General features: G+C 70.9%; 11 protein-coding genes. 3 read left to right on the forward strand and 8 right to left on the reverse strand.

The genetic code is table 11. The features are described from left to right. Positions 1 to 32: 32 nt before the first annotated feature. From ACWD5O_RS29515 to ACWD5O_RS29545, 7 genes are all read right to left on the reverse strand, one after another. A complete protein-coding gene (locus ACWD5O_RS29515; RefSeq protein WP_450087301.1) occupies positions 33 to 1475 on the reverse strand; it encodes a PKD domain-containing protein in 1443 nt (480 codons plus the stop codon). A 212-nt stretch (positions 1476 to 1687) separates the two neighbouring features. Next, positions 1688 to 2602: a replication-relaxation family protein gene (locus tag ACWD5O_RS29520; protein WP_450087302.1), complete on the reverse strand. Its 915-nt coding sequence runs from the start codon at positions 2600 to 2602 to the stop codon at positions 1688 to 1690. A gap of 247 nt (positions 2603 to 2849) precedes the next feature. Next, positions 2850 to 5390 (reverse strand): type IV secretory system conjugative DNA transfer family protein, encoded by a 2541-nt coding sequence (locus ACWD5O_RS29525; protein ID WP_450087338.1) that lies wholly within the window; start codon positions 5388 to 5390, stop codon positions 2850 to 2852. 11 nt (positions 5391 to 5401) lie between these two features. Beyond that, positions 5402 to 7201, reverse strand: coding sequence for a VirB4 family type IV secretion system protein (locus ACWD5O_RS29530; protein ID WP_450087303.1), 1800 nt, complete (start codon positions 7199 to 7201; stop codon positions 5402 to 5404). Further along, the gene (locus ACWD5O_RS29535) at positions 7198 to 8169 is read right to left on the reverse strand and encodes a PrgI family protein (RefSeq protein WP_450087304.1); all 972 of its coding nucleotides are present in this window, start codon (positions 8167 to 8169) and stop codon (positions 7198 to 7200) included. The genes ACWD5O_RS29530 and ACWD5O_RS29535 overlap by 4 nt, the downstream gene beginning before the upstream one ends. Continuing rightward, complete coding sequence (locus ACWD5O_RS29540) at positions 8166 to 9083, reverse strand: conjugal transfer protein TrbL family protein (protein WP_450087305.1); 918 nt, start codon at positions 9081 to 9083, stop codon at positions 8166 to 8168. The genes ACWD5O_RS29535 and ACWD5O_RS29540 overlap by 4 nt, the downstream gene beginning before the upstream one ends. Before the next feature lies 1 nt (position 9084). Continuing rightward, positions 9085 to 9471 carry a pilin gene (locus ACWD5O_RS29545; RefSeq protein ID WP_450087306.1) on the reverse strand — a complete coding sequence of 129 codons (387 nt, stop codon included), beginning with the start codon at positions 9469 to 9471 and terminating at the stop codon, positions 9085 to 9087. 404 nt (positions 9472 to 9875) lie between these two features. Between ACWD5O_RS29545 and ACWD5O_RS29550 the strand changes: the two genes are divergently transcribed. After that, positions 9876 to 10346: an SRPBCC domain-containing protein gene (locus ACWD5O_RS29550; RefSeq protein ID WP_450087307.1), complete on the forward strand. Its 471-nt coding sequence runs from the start codon at positions 9876 to 9878 to the stop codon at positions 10344 to 10346. A gap of 157 nt (positions 10347 to 10503) precedes the next feature. Here ACWD5O_RS29550 and ACWD5O_RS29555 read toward each other — a convergent pair whose 3' ends face one another. Further along, positions 10504 to 11388, reverse strand: a complete 885-nt coding sequence (locus tag ACWD5O_RS29555) for a hypothetical protein (RefSeq protein ID WP_450087308.1) — start codon at positions 11386 to 11388, stop codon at positions 10504 to 10506. Between the two features lie 680 nt (positions 11389 to 12068). On the opposite strand from ACWD5O_RS29555, the gene ACWD5O_RS29560 reads away from it, so the two are divergent. Next, entirely contained in the window at positions 12069 to 12947 is an 879-nt protein-coding gene (locus ACWD5O_RS29560) for a hypothetical protein (protein WP_450087309.1), read from the forward strand. Positions 12948 to 13002: 55 nt separating this feature from the next. Beyond that, the gene (locus ACWD5O_RS29565) at positions 13003 to 13962 is read left to right on the forward strand and encodes a DNA methyltransferase (protein ID WP_450087339.1); all 960 of its coding nucleotides are present in this window, start codon (positions 13003 to 13005) and stop codon (positions 13960 to 13962) included. Positions 13963 to 13983: the final 21 nt, after the last annotated feature.

Consider the following 13983-nt stretch of genomic DNA (forward strand, 5'->3'; position numbering starts at 1 on the left):
CCCGGGTCTTGACGACCCGGGGCGCCGCCGACTTATTTGATGATGACCGGGGTCGAGAGCAGTTCGTTGTCCGCTGGGAGCGCGTCGCGGCTCGGGCTCGGGTCGGCCGAGGCCCGGAAGGTGAGCTTCCCGTAGGCCAGGTCGTCGCTGGTGACGGTGTAGGTGAACGAGAATCGGGTGGTCTTGTTGCTGCTCGTGGCCGGGACCGGCTGGGTCAACGCCCCGACCGGTTGGTAGCCCGACGTTGGAGTGCTCCGTGCGAGCTCGACCCGTACGCTCTCGTCGTACCGGGTGTTCCGGATGTGGACGTCGACTCCGATGGTCTGCCCCACCCGCGCCGTCGTGGGCACCGTCATCCGCACGATTGCGACGTCGTGGGTGCGCACCTGGATCACGTGGGCGGCGGACGCGGTCCGCCCGTCAGGCGTCCGTACCGTCAATCTGACGGTGTGATCGCCATCGGCTGTTATCTGGTGGACCGGATTCGGGTCGGCCGACGTCGTCCCGTCACCGAAGTCCCAGGCGTAGGAGGAGATGCCCGCACCCGCCGGGTCATTGACGGAGCTGCTGAGACTGATCCGGTCGTAGGAGCTGGGCTCGCCCGGCCAGTAGGAGAACTCCGCCGTGGGTTGCTTCGCGACCTCCAGTTGGAAGGTGTGCACGTTGATTCCGTCCGCCGCCACCTGGAACAGGTATGTCTTACCCGCCTCCGCACGGAAGGTCAGCGGTCGATAGCTGTAGAGGGTGCTGCATTCCGACATGACCAGGTCGGTGAGCGAGGAGCCCGTGTACACGGCCATGCCTGCATAGCCCGGGCTCGTTCGGGCCGTGATCGACTCGGTGGTCGTCGGTGTGTACGAGTACCAGGCCGTACGGGTCGGGGTGAAACAGGACGAGGGCTCGCCCGTCTCCCGGGTGGCACCCTGGTAGTCCTGCGCCTCCGCGTAGGGCAGCGCGCCGACCGGAATCGCGTCGGCGAAGTTGTCGTTCGCCGGCGGCAGGACCTCCTTGACCGAGAACCGAAGCGAACCGCCCCCGTCGCGGCCGTTGCCGCAGCAGTAACCGGCCATGAAGCGATAGGTGGTGCCAGCGTTGACGGTGAAGGCGAGCCGCGCGTCCTGGCTGTAGTAATTGTCGTTGCAGCCGACCAAGGTCAGTGCCCCCTGGTCACCGGTCCAGGCGGAGAGCACCGTGTTGTAGTTGCTGCCGATGGTGTCGGCCTGGATCCACATGTCCCGCGTCGGCGTGAAGCTGAACCACACCGATCCGTTGTTGTAGCACCCGGTCGGATCGGTAGGGTCCGACGTGGCGTCGCTGGTGTCGATGGTGGTGGTGAAGGGAACGGACTCCACCGCGATGGCGGCGGAGTAGTCGTCGTTGGTCGGCGCAGCGAAGGCGGCGGTCTGCCCCCCGAGCAGCAGAGCGATCACCCCCGTGAACGCGACCACGAGCCGTGCCACATTCCGTCTGACCACTGCAAATCCTCCTAGTTCCCGTATCCCGCCACGTCTGGCGCTGTCGCCAGCGGAGGGATACCGGTGGTACGGATACAAAGAAGGGCCTCTCTTTTTCACGTCGGCGGCGCGCGAACGAAGGAATCCGAAGTCTCTGCGTGAGAGGGTTAAGAGATCGCTAAGGGTGTGCTAAAGGTTGCCCGGTGTAGGGCAGCGAGACGCGTGGCTGACTGTTAGACCTCGTCCCCGTCGCCGATGTAGCGGTGGGGGTTGGTGGCGGTGTTGTGGGGCCCGTGGTCGCTGGGCAGCTCGTGCAGCCACCGGCGGGAGCCGGGGTTGGCGGTGAGGGTCCACGCGGGTCCGGCGGGGTGCTCGCCGTGCAGGCCGGTGGCGATGGGCATGACGGTGGGCACGCCGGTGAGGGCGTCGACCAGGTTGGTCTCACGGCGGCGGTTCGGTACGCGCAGCAGAACCGGGTAGCGGGGACCGAACTCGGCGAGGCGCTCGTAGGCGCGCAGCTTGCGCACCACGGTGGCGAGGGGCTCGGTGCCGTTGTCGTGTTCGAGGAAGAACCCCACGGTTCGGCCGCCGGCCTGCCAGATGCCGTGGGCGTCGGGTCGGATCTCGGCGAGGGCGTAGGCGGTGGTGGCGTGCTGCTCGGACCACCACCGCGCGAGGCGGGCGTTGTCGTCGGTGCGGGCGTAGGCGAGCAGGTCGACGAACAGTTGGTTGGTGCCGAGCAGGTGCCGCAGCCGGGGGCTGCCGATGATTCGTTCGGTGCGTTCGATGCTGCTGCGCGGTGGCCGGGCATCCGCCCGTTGCGGGTCGGTGTAGGTGGTGGGGTGTACGAGCATGCCGAGCGGTCCGAGGGTGTAGAGGTGCTGGTTGTCGCCGGTGGTGACGTCGACGAAGCGGTGTACGGCATCGATGGTGTGCAGGGTGGCCAGCCGCAGCCGGGCTGAGCGAGCCGACGGGAACAGGGCTTGGGTGATCTGGTCGGTGGACAGTACGTAGTGCTCCGCGAGCCAGGCCAGAAGCTGCCGGTCGCGCAGGGTCAGGCGACGCAAGTAGGCCAGGCGCTGTCGCTTGCTGGCGGGGGAACGGGAGGAGGACGGACGAGATGCGGGAGTGGAGGATTCGCTGGACATGAGGGGATCTCCTCAGGAAGTAGAAGGAGTGGATCCCTCCCATGGGGAGGGAGTCTGGAACTGTCGACGCCGATGACGATGGGCACTCACGGGCGGTGTGCTGCGCTGACAGACCCATCCGGGCACCTGGCAGCGACGTGAGGTGGTGGGAGGTGGTGAAGGAGCGGTGAAGCCTCAGCGGAAGGCGTCACGGAAGGCCGAGATTCGTCGCGGCACCGCCATCGCCTGGTAGGCGGGCGGGACGGGGTCAGGCTTTACGTGCCCTGCGGCTGCCGCCCTTGGTGCTGGCGATGTCGCCAGCGCTGCCCGCGTCGGTGCTGGTGCTGGTCCGCTCCCCGCGGGAGAGCCGGTCGACGAGGGCGTCGATGGCGCTGGCGTCCTGCGGCGTGATGGCTGCCGCGGCGACCTGGCGGATCGCGGTCGCCTCGCCGACGACCGGCTTGGGCGGGCGCGTTTTCATGGTGAACGCCGGTGTTTGCCGTCCGTCGGCGACGAGGCGGGTGGCGGCGGTGTAGGCGTCGAGGTGGGTCAGGTCGTGCTCGTCGAGTTCCGGCAGCGTGTGGCGGGCGAGCACTCGGGCGTCTTCCGGCGCACAGGAGAAGTAGATCTTGTTGCGGGCGTTCGCCGAGGCCGCTGCGAGGAGGTCCCTGGGGAATTGGGCCAGGTCCTGGTGGGACAGGACCAGCGACAGCCGGTACTTGCGGGCCTCGGCGAGCATCGTGTCCAGCGAGTTGGCGAGGGTCAGGAAGTTTTGGGCCTCGTCGATGATCAGGGTGGCGTCGCGGCGCTTGTCGGGGTTGATTCGGGCGCGGGCGGTGGCGGCCTGCCACACCTGCGCCAGGACGAGGGAGCCGAGGAGCTTGCTGGTGTCCTCGCCCAGCTGCCCCTTCGGGATGCGTACGAGCAGCGCTCCGCCGTCGAGGACCTTGCCCATGTCGAAGCTGGAGTGCGGGTAGCGCATGGTGCGTTTGACGAAGTCTCGGAGCAGGAACGCGCGCAGGCGGGCGAGGACGGGGCCGATGACCTGTGAGCGTAGGGCGGGGTTGAGTTCGTCGTACCACTGCCAGAACCCGGAAAGCCCGGCTGGGTCGTCGAGGTTGACCGTCATCGCCGACCGGAACTGCGCCGAGTTCAGAAGCGGTGGGATGTGTTGGAGGGTGACGTTGGCGTGGCGGAGCAGTGTCAGGCAGGCCACCCGCATCACGTCGTCCATCCGCGGCCCCCAGGCCTTGGCGAAGATGTTCCCGAAGATCGACACGAGGTTGTCCACGACCAGGTCGGGGTCATCGCCGGACAGCGGGTTGAGGGTGGGCGGGTTGGGCTGGTCAGGATCGAACAGCACTACCCGGTCGGCCACGCTCGCAGGGAGCCGGTCGAGGATGTCGAGGACCATGTCGCCGTGCGGGTCGATGACGACGGTGCCGCGACCGGCTTTGATGTCGTCGACGGCCATGTTGACCAGCAGCGTGGTCTTCCCAGAGCCGGTGGATCCGATCACGTGCAGGTGATAGCGCGAATCCGGCACGGACAGGGCTACGCCGTGGCCGCCGATCTCGGCGGTGCCGAGGACCTTCGTGCCGCGTCCGCCGGTGGGGACGGCGACGGGGGTGGGCATGGACTTCGCGCGGGCCCTGTCGAGGCCGGGGACGGCGAGGTCGCGGGGGAGCGCCGCGAGCGCCGCCAGCTCGGGCGTGGACGCCAGGAACCCTGAGCCGAGGCGCCGCCCGGCGATGACTTCCAGGGGTGCGGATATGCGGGTGCGGTGGGTGAGGCGGTTGCGGCCGGAGTAGACCGCGAACGACGAGGCGATCGTGTCGGCCACCCCACGGAGCCGTTCCATCGGGCTGGAGCCGCTGCGCTGGCTGTCCTTGGCCACGGCATAGCGGATCGCGGTCTGCCACAGCAGGTGGGAGGTCTTGTCGAGGATCGCCCGCACGTCCCGCTCCACGCCCGGGTCCCGCCGCCCGGCTGGCTGGGCAGGACGGCTCGCCCCGCCGGTGCGCGCCGGCAGGAACAGCTCGATGAGCCACAGCAGTGGGGCGGCGGGGTTGATCGCCGGTACGGCGGTCTTGCCGTCGCGCAGCCGTGCGGCGGCGCGACGAGCGCGCAGGGCGCGTCGGGGTGTGGCGGGGCGGGCGAGGACCTGCACGCAGGAGTACTCGTCGGCCCGCAGTCCGGACCCGGCGGACATCAGCGCCCGCAGGGGGTCGTTGTCGTGGTCGGTGTTCAGGGGGAGCCACTCGGCGGCGGTGGGCAACAGGTGCCCGCCGACCGCGGCTGGTACGTCGAAAGGGATCGGGGGGGTGGCGGCGTCGTCGGTGGTGGTGACGGCGCCGGGCCACGCGGCGCGGATCGCGGCCTCGACGGCGCCGGGCGGGACGGTGCCGGGCACCCATACCGTGATGAGCAGTTGCCGGCCGGTCCAGGTGTACTGCCATGCCACGTGCGGGCTGCCGTAGAGCAGACGCCGCCGCCGTGACGGGGTCAGCGTTCCCGCGAGGTTCGCCCACAGGGCGGCGGCGCCGTGCGGATCGACTTCAGGTGGCGGGGCGATCGTGACCAGCCGAGCGCCGTCGGCGTGCCGGCGGTGCCGCCACACCTGGAGCAGGTTGCGTGCCGCGACGTAGGCGACGAGCCCGGCGGCCGCTACGGCGAGCAGCCACGGCCGCTGTGTGGCCCACTGCGCGCCGTCGACGACCCATCGACCCGGGCCGGTCGGGGGCGCCACGAACCCGGCGCCCGGCCCCCAAGGGCTGGGCGCCGGTGCCGATGGGGCCGGCATGGTCATCTCTAGTGCTCTCATAGGTCGTCTGCCTCCTCGTCGTCGAGGGCGGCCAGCTCTGCCGGCCGCGTCGTGCACAGCGGGTGCTCTCCGTCGGAGGAGATGGCCTCGAAGCTGCTGCGGTTGGTGCCAGAAATGAGCAGCCCCTGACCGGTGCGGGCGGCGAGCAGCAGCCGCCGTTCCCCGGCGGTGAGACCGAACGCGTCGCCGATGGCGTCGATGGCCTGGGGGGCCTGCTTGAGCAGCACCTGGGTGGCGGCGTTGGCGACCACGGCCCGGCCGAGGTCGGTGCCGAGGACGTCGGCGACGTCCTGGGTGATGACCGTCAGCCCGGCATTGCGCTTGCGCGCGGCCTTGGACATGCGGAACAGGAACCGGGCTCCCTCGCCGTCGCGCATGAGCAGCCACGCCTCGTCGACGACGACGAGCCGGCGGGTGGCCAGGCGGGCCCGGCCGGGGGCGTCAACGTCCCGCCAGATGGAGTCGAGGGCGAGCAGCGTGCCGACGGTGCGCAGCTCGTCGGGCAGGTGCCGCAGCGACCACACCACCAGATGCCCCTGCGGGTGGGTGGTGGTCGGCCCGTCGAACAGGTCGGAGAACGACCCTTCGACCCAGGGGGCGAGCCGGGCGGCGAGCTGCCGCGCCGCGGGGTCGGTGTCGCCGTCGAGCGTGACGGCGAGGTCGCGCAACAGCGGGGCTGAGCGGTGGTGGGTGGCCGGGTCGGCGGTGATGCCGGCCTGCCGGTAGACGGCCAGGATCGCCCGGTCCAGGGCGGCGCGTTCGGCCGGCGGCGGCTGCTGCCCGAGCAGCACTGCGGTGAGGGTGTGCAGGAACAGGCCGCGGCGGGTGAGCACGTCCGGGCGGGTGTCCCCGGCGGGCAGGTCGAGCGGATTGACTCTCACTCCCGCGACGCCGAGGCGCACGACGGCCCCGCCGACGGCGTCGGCGAGTCGCAGGTACTCGTCCTCGGGGTCGATGACCGCGATCTGAACCCCTTGGTACAGGTTCCGCAGGAGCTCGAGTTTGACGAAGTAGCTCTTGCCGGCGCCGGAGCGAGCGAGGACGACCGAGTTGTGGTTCTCCTGTGCCCACCGGTCCCACCACACGACGCCCCCGGAGTCCGGGTTGACCCCGTACAGCACTCCGCCCTCGATCGGCGGGTCGCCGGGCAGCGGCGCGGGCAGGTCGGCGCTGGCGAGGGGAAACGCGGCAGCTAGGGCAGCGGTGTCCATGGTGCGCCGCATCTGCAGCGAGTCCGTCGCGAGGGGCAGGGTGGTGGTCCACCCGGCCAGGTGCCGCCACGTGGCGGGTTGCACCTCGATCAAGGTCGACGCGGCGGCGGCCTTGACCTGCGCGCACGCCTCGAGGAGTTCGTCCTCGGTGCGGGCGTGCACGGTCAGGTACAGGCCGACGCGGAACAGCTTCGCCGCCCCGCGGGCGAGACGCTCGGCGAGGTCCGCGGCGTCGTCCGCTGCCGCCTCGACGGCAGGGTCGGGCAGCTTGCCCCGTTCGCTGTCAGCCCGCCGGGATGATTCGAACCGGGCCCGCTGGGTGCGCAACCGTGATGCCGCGACCGGTGCCGGTAGCGGGTCGATGTGCAAGGCCAGGTCGAGCCGACCCGGCCAGGACAGCAGCGGCTCCAGCCAGGCGGGGCCGACTTCGGCCGGGTAGCCGGTGACCACGAGGGTGGCGGCGTAGCCGTCGCCGACCCGCAGCATCCGCGGAGTGACCTCCACCGAGGTGGGAGCAACCGCGGCCGCCAGCCCGGTGGATAAGGCGGCTCGGTCGATTGTGGTGGACTTTCTGGGAATCCTCATGTCCGTCGCTTCTTTCTGCGCGGTCCCCGCTCAACAGGGCGGGGTGAGCTGATGACGGTGTCGGGTGCGGCTAAGCCACCAGGACAGGGCGGCCGATAGGGGTCGGCCGCCGCGGCGATCGCGGCGGTGACCGCCGCCCCGTCGAGGGCGCGGGTGGCGACGCCGAGGCCGGACAGGGCGCGGACGGTGTCGTCAGCGCGGCGGCGGGCGGCGTGCTCACCCCGTTCTCCGGCGCGGGCGCGGGTGACGATGAGGACCTGCCGCCGCAGCGGATCCCGCCGAGTCGCGAGGGTGTCGAGGAACCGGGCGTGATCCGCCGCCGCGTCGGCCAGCGCCGGGTGCGGGAGGTCGTCGGCCGCCTGCGCCAGCTTCCGTGCGTGAGAGCGCAGGTCGACCGGCTGCGCGGACACGACGATCTGCGTCGGCGTGGACAGCGAGTTGAGCCACCGGCCGAACGTGTCGACCAGCGCGGCCTGCTCGTCCGGGGTGCGCAGGGCGAGGTTGACGTTGGTGGCGGCGACCATCGCCGCCCGGGTGCTGCCGAGTCGGATCTCCCCGCTGTCGTCAATGGCGTCGGCGGGCAGCTTCAACGGCGCGGGCAGCACCACGGGGCTCTTCGGGGCTTGCACCCAGTCCGGTGTCTTCGACGTCGTGTCGGTGGTCGACAGCCCCCGCGGTGCCCGCGAGTGCCGCACGGCGGCGAGTAGCCACACGTCCAGGGACAGCCCGTCGCGGCGGCCCACGGCGATGCCGAACACCAGCCCACTCATGACGACAGCCGCGCCGAGCAGCACCGGCGCCGGCAGCAGGTCGTGCAGGGCCCGCCATGCGCCGTAGAAGGCGAGGGCGGCTACGGCGAGGATGGCCAGCTGCCGGAACGTGAGCCCGTAGAGCACCTTGTCGGGTGCGTCAACGTCGGCGGGCATCCACGCCCGCCCCGGCTCGGCGTCCCGGTCGAGGCGGCTCATCGGGTCACCGCCCGGATCCGGCCCAGGCCGGGTATCGACCGGGTGACCTGCTGCACCACGATCACCCGCACCGCCGCGCCGAGCATGTTCGCGCCCCCGCCACCGCCGCTAGTGGAGACGAAGCGGCGCATCAGGGCGGGCACCCGCAGCGTGGTCCACAGCATGACCATGACCACGAACAGGTTGATCACCCCGCCCGGATCCACCGGCAGCCCGAGCACGGGCAGCAGATTGTCGGGGTCGGTGAGCATCCACTGCCCGGCGTAGAGGGTGAACCCCTGCACGACCGGCACCGCGAGGGTGCCGGTGTAGGAGCGCCACCACAGCCGGGCCATCGGATCGGTCTGCGGCAGGGCGTGGCAAGCGAGGGCCAGGGGAGCGAACGCGGTCAGCACCAACACGACGGCGAACCGGACGATCACGCTGAACGCGGTGCTGGCCAGAAGGACCGCGATGATGGCCACGCACACGACGAACAGCAGCACCGCGGTTTTGTCCTGACCGGCGGCGACGTGAGCCTTGATCCCTCGCAGCGCTCCGTCGCTGTCACCCTCGGGCGTAGTCAGGGCGGCGGTGAGGGCGTTGGCGAGGTCGATGAGCATGCCGCACCACAGCTGCGAGAAGTGAGCGGCGACGAACCCGACGATCAAGCGGGGGATGAGGTCCTTGACCGTGTAGCGGGAGCCCTCGCTGCCGCCAGCGGTCATGGTGAGCACGCCGACGGCGACGAACGCCAGGACGAACACGGTGTCCACGACGAGGACCGAACGGCCGGTCAACGCCTGCACCTGCGGCAGCGCGGTGACGTTCGGGGTGACCAGCAGCGCGCTGCTGATCACCCCGATCAGCGCGTCCAGACAGGCCAGGATCGCCGCCGCCAGCCAGTCCAGGATCTGATCGAGAAGCCAACCCATGTCAGCCCCCGACGATGCCATGGACGACCTGCAGCAGCACCGGCGCGAGAACCGCCAGGCCGTAGCCGACCAGGGCGTTCTTCAGCGCGCCCTTGGCCCTGTCGACCTGGGCCGGGTCACCCCCGGCGGTAGCCCAGTACACGCCGGCCAGGACGAGGAACAGGGTGGCGACGGCGGCGAGGATGCCCATTAGCCACGTCTGCAGGTTGCCGATCACGACCGGCAGCGAGTTCACCGCCAGGTACACCGGCTCGCCCGTGTCGGCGAACGCCGCCGCCGGAACGGACAGGAAAAGGGCGACCTGGGCCGCGACGATGGCGGACCGGCCGGCGGGGCGGATGGTGCGGTGGTGGGTGAGGGCACGCAGGCGTGCCGGGATGCGGGACATGAGTGGGTCACCTCCGGCCCCGTCGCCGTCACCAGGGGCGGGGCGGCGGGGCGCTAGCGGGCGGTCACGGGGACCGCCGCCGGGCGCGGAAAACGGGACGCGTCATGAGCCGCACTAGCCTCGGGAGGAGCTCGTCCTCCCTCGCGGGTTGCGGTGTTCGATGAGGTGTCAGCGCACCAAGCACTGCGCGGCACCCGAGGCGTCCAGCTCGTGGCGGCCCGAGGATGTCCGGGCCCGGCGGCGGGTGGAACCTCCCGGGTGCCCGGCACGGGCCGGGCGGGATGAGTTCCGCACCCTCAAACCCGCGTTTGTGTGCTCTGGCGAACACGGTCCCCGCTCACAGCGGCTCACAGCGCCACCCAGATGACTCCCACCGCAGGTCACACGAGGGGTATGTTCGCTCGATGTACTCGATGCAGGTCTCTCATCACGTGAGTGCCTCGCGTCCAGCCGTCTACAGGGCGCTTTTGGACCCGGACGCGATCGCGAGATGGCGGGTGCCGGCCGGCATGAGCAGCTACGTGCATGAATTCGATGCCTGCGAAGGTGGCTCCTTCCGCGTCTCGCTCACATACGACGCGCCGGATGGCGCCGGCAAGTCGGCACCACATACCGACACTTACCACGGCCACTTTCTGAAGCTCGTGCCGAACGAGCAGCTGGTGGAAGTGCTCGAGTTTGAGACAGCAGACCCCGCGCTTCAGGGCACGATGACGATGACGACCACGCTCACCGATGCAGATGGCGGCACTGAGGTCCTCGTCGTGCACGACGGCATCCCCGATGGTGTGCCCGCGGCTGACAACGAGACGGGCACCCGCATGGCCCTGGCAAACCTTGCCCAGCTCGTTGAGGCGGACGAGCGCACCCGGTAACCAGCGATCAACCCGCTTAGCCTCGCGTGTCGGGGTCCACTGCGGGTGCAGGGCCGGCACAGCCGAACGTCCTCGCCAGTGGATCGGTGAGACCGGCGAGGACGTTCACGGGGTTCGCGTGTGGCGGCACCGGATTGACGCGGTGCGCGGGTGTGACTCAGGCGGCGCGCGCCGCCGTCGCGGACACGGGCCCCTGATCGGCGATGCGGCGGCCAACCGCGGCGAAGCCGGTGCGGGTGGCCGAGCGGTGCACGGCTTGATGGGCGAGTTCGTCGGCCGTCTGCTGGCTGGTCACGCCGGTGAGCAGCCCTCTGGCGAGGGCGTCGGCGAGACGGGTGTCGATACGTGCCAGCCGCATGCGCAACGCGTCGACGGTGATGCCGAGGCGGGCGGCGACCGGTTCGATCGCCCGCCGCCCGAGCCGGATGTCGATGTAGGGCTGCTCGTCCTCCCGGTCGAGGATGCCCAGGCCGACCGCCCGTTGGACGAGGAGGTCCGGGTGCCCGTAGGGCACGGTGGGGGTACGGGGACCGGTGACGTGGTCGACGTTGTCCACCGGCATGTACTCGCCGGCCTGCTGGCGTAGGGCGTAGCCGGCCCGGAACGCGGCCCGGCACAGCGCCGCGTAGGGGGCGTCGCGGGACAGGTCGACCCGGTCGCGCAGCGCGGCCAGGAAGCCGGTGAGGACCTCAGCGCCGATGTCGTCCGGGTCGCCGCCGTAGCCGGCGCACAGGTGGCTGGCGTAGCGGCGCAGCGCCGGCATCGCCATGCCGACCGCGGCGATCACCCACGCCGGCCCGTCGAGGCGGGCGCGGCGGATCAGCTCCCCCCACACCTCGTCGCGCGCGGTGAAGGCGCGGGGGTGCGCGAGGAGCCAGTCCCGCAGCGCCGGCAGTGTCATGACATCGCCGGGCAGGCCGGTGTCGGGGTCGAACGAGTCGAGGTCGAGTGTCATCGGTACGGGCTGGCAGGTCAGTGACGCGAACGCGGCGTCGGCGGCGTCCAGCGGCGAGGCGGGCCAGTCGATGTCAGATGCGGTCATGTCACACTCCCGAGGGCAACGGAGATCGTCGATTGACATTGCGGTGGTGTCGCGGCACCAGGCAGGCGCCGATTACGACACGAGCGCCTCACAAGGCCCTCACAGCGCAGGTTGCGCCGCCTCTGGCACCTCCGCGCCGACAATGACACAATCTCTGACACGCGATCCCTGACCCCGATCATCATCGATGACAGCGGTGTGTGACACAGCCCGTGACCGGCACTGTGACACCGCCACCCCGCCGCGGCATCGACTCTCCGCGCCCCAGCGGGCGAGGTGTCCGTCCGACCGGCGTCGGCGACGATGACAACGGCGGCGATGACACTCACAGCCGCTTACGAGCGCTCACAACGACTAGGGTCCAGCCGGTGGCACGGTCGCAGGCCGCAATGTCGCACCGGACGCCGCCGATGTCATCGCGGCGTCGACCCCCGTAACGACGGTGTAGGCATCGGACGTGGCAGCCCCATGTCGCCGAGGCTGTTGTCATGACACGGCCGGCGACGATGCCTGCACCTATCACCGCTGGGACCGACAGCGCTTTGACATAGATGACAGTCTATCGGGCTGGTTGTGAGTGGCTGTGAGCCGCTGTGAGAACGGGGGGCGTTCGCCAGAGCACACAAACACGGGTTTGAGGGTGTCAGCGCACTGCCCGCGCGGCGCGGAGCCGACACCACATGAGCGAGCACACGCCGCAGCACCACGGCCCCACCCGCCCCGTCGACCCGGACCACTTCCGCGCCGACCCAACTTTGACCGACCTCGTGGCCGGCGACCCGCCGGTGCCGATCACCGTGTGGCGCACCGCCCGCACCTCCGCCGACACCGGTCGCATCGTCGGCGCTCGCTTGGCCTACCGCCTCGTGTCCGCCTACAGCCGGCCCGGCGACACGGTCATCGACTGCACCGACGACCACGCCCTGTCCACCGCCTGCCTCGCCGGGCGGCGCCAGCACCACCCTGGCTGGTTCACCGACGGGCCCAGCCTCCTCATCGGCCCTGCCAGCGAACCGGCCGAGCCCCACCCGTCCGCCCAGCAGCAGTCTGACGACGGCGACGTTCAGGAGGTAAGCGCCTGGTTCGGTGACGACCTCACCGACCCGCCCGACCCCGGTGGCTCGCCGCAGGCGACCGGCCTGCTGGTCGCCTCCTGGCCCCTCGACGCGAACGAGGCCACGAACCGGGTACGCCTGGCGTGTCTACTGACCGGGGGCGCCCGGCTGCTGCGCGCCGGCGGGTGCCTCGTGCTCATCGTCGCGGTTCCCGCCGGCACCATCGCCCTGCCGGAGGACTTCAGCCCTCTCGCCTCCGTGGCGGCGAGCGTCGGGCTGGGGTATCTGCAGCACATCGTCGCGGTCACCGCCGACACCGACGCGGACACCTTCGTCTACCACGGCACCGACGCAGAACTCCTCGCCCTCGCCCACGAGATGGCCGGGCAGCAGTGGATGCTCACGCACCACCGCGTCCACGCCGACCTGCTGGTGTTCAGCCCTCCACCGGTCACCCCGCCACAGCGGCGGCGGAGCCGCGAGGGCGGTGACCGACGTGGCTGAGCACCCCACCACCCACGGAGCGGATGAGCCGGGCCGGCCGGAGGGCGCCGGCGGCATGCACCGCGCCCACGAGGATCGCCACCGGGATTACGACGGACGCCACCCGGTGCCGACGGGGCCAGAGGGCCTGTCGGTGTGGGCGACCGCCCAGCGCACCGGGCCGGTGCAGCGGCGAGGCCGGTACGTTCCCGAGTCGGTGAAGCACCCCGCCCGGATGCTGCCGGCGATCGCCGCCCATGCCGTCGCCGCCTACACCAAGCCCGGGGACCTGGTCCTCGACCCGATGTGCGGCATCGGCACCACCCTCGTTGAGGCCACCCACGCCGGCCGCGACGCCATCGGCGTCGAATACGAGTCCCGCTGGTCCGACATCGCCGACGCCAACATCACCCACGCCCAGCGTCAGGGAGCGACCGGCAGGGCTGCGGTGATGCGCGGCGACGCAACCCGCATCCGGTCCCTCGTCCCCGCCGACCTCGCCGGCCAGGTCGCCCTGGTGGTGACCTCTCCTCCGTACGGGCCGACCGTCCACGGCCTGGTCCGCCCCGGCACCGACGGGGTCGCGAAGTTCGACAACGCCTACAACGACGGCACCGACCGCGGAAACCTCGCCTACCGAGACCTCACCGGCCTCGCCGACGGGTTCGCCCAGATCCTGGCCGGCTGCCACACCCTGCTGCGTCCCGGCGGCGTCGTCGTGGTCACCGCCCGGCCCTGGCGCAAGCACGGCCAGCTGGTCGACCTGCCGTCTGCCGTCATCGGCGCCGGAATCCGCGCCGGCCTGACACCGGTGGACCGATGCGTCGCCCTCCTGGCGGCCGTCCGCAGCGGGCACCTCGTCGCCCGGCCCAGCTTCTTTCAGCTCCAGCAGGTCCGCCGAGCCCGCACCGCAGGCACCCCCATGCACCTCATCGCACACGAAGACGTCCTCGTGTTCGCCAACACCCAGCCCATCCTCACCAGCGGAAGCGCCGCTGCATCCACCGCCGGCAACCGTGATGACCAGCGCACCTGAGCGCGTTCACCTGGGAGGCCT

This window comes from Micromonospora sp. NPDC005161 (genome assembly GCF_053599855.1).

Excerpts from the sequence above, each read along its gene's own strand:
- ACWD5O_RS29520 (WP_450087302.1), bottom strand. The coding sequence starts at position 2,602 with ATGTCCAGCGAATCCTCCACTCCCGCATCTCGTCCGTCCTCCTCCCGT.
- ACWD5O_RS29525 (WP_450087338.1), bottom strand. The coding sequence starts at position 5,390 with ATGACCATGCCGGCCCCATCGGCACCGGCGCCCAGCCCTTGGGGGCCG.
- ACWD5O_RS29530 (WP_450087303.1), bottom strand. The coding sequence starts at position 7,201 with ATGAGGATTCCCAGAAAGTCCACCACAATCGACCGAGCCGCCTTATCC.
- ACWD5O_RS29535 (WP_450087304.1), bottom strand. The coding sequence starts at position 8,169 with ATGAGCCGCCTCGACCGGGACGCCGAGCCGGGGCGGGCGTGGATGCCC.
- ACWD5O_RS29540 (WP_450087305.1), bottom strand. The coding sequence starts at position 9,083 with ATGGGTTGGCTTCTCGATCAGATCCTGGACTGGCTGGCGGCGGCGATC.
- ACWD5O_RS29545 (WP_450087306.1), bottom strand. The coding sequence starts at position 9,471 with ATGTCCCGCATCCCGGCACGCCTGCGTGCCCTCACCCACCACCGCACC.
- ACWD5O_RS29550 (WP_450087307.1), top strand. The coding sequence starts at position 9,876 with ATGTACTCGATGCAGGTCTCTCATCACGTGAGTGCCTCGCGTCCAGCC.
- ACWD5O_RS29555 (WP_450087308.1), bottom strand. The coding sequence starts at position 11,388 with ATGACCGCATCTGACATCGACTGGCCCGCCTCGCCGCTGGACGCCGCC.
- ACWD5O_RS29560 (WP_450087309.1), top strand. The coding sequence starts at position 12,069 with ATGAGCGAGCACACGCCGCAGCACCACGGCCCCACCCGCCCCGTCGAC.
- ACWD5O_RS29565 (WP_450087339.1), top strand. The coding sequence starts at position 13,003 with ATGCACCGCGCCCACGAGGATCGCCACCGGGATTACGACGGACGCCAC.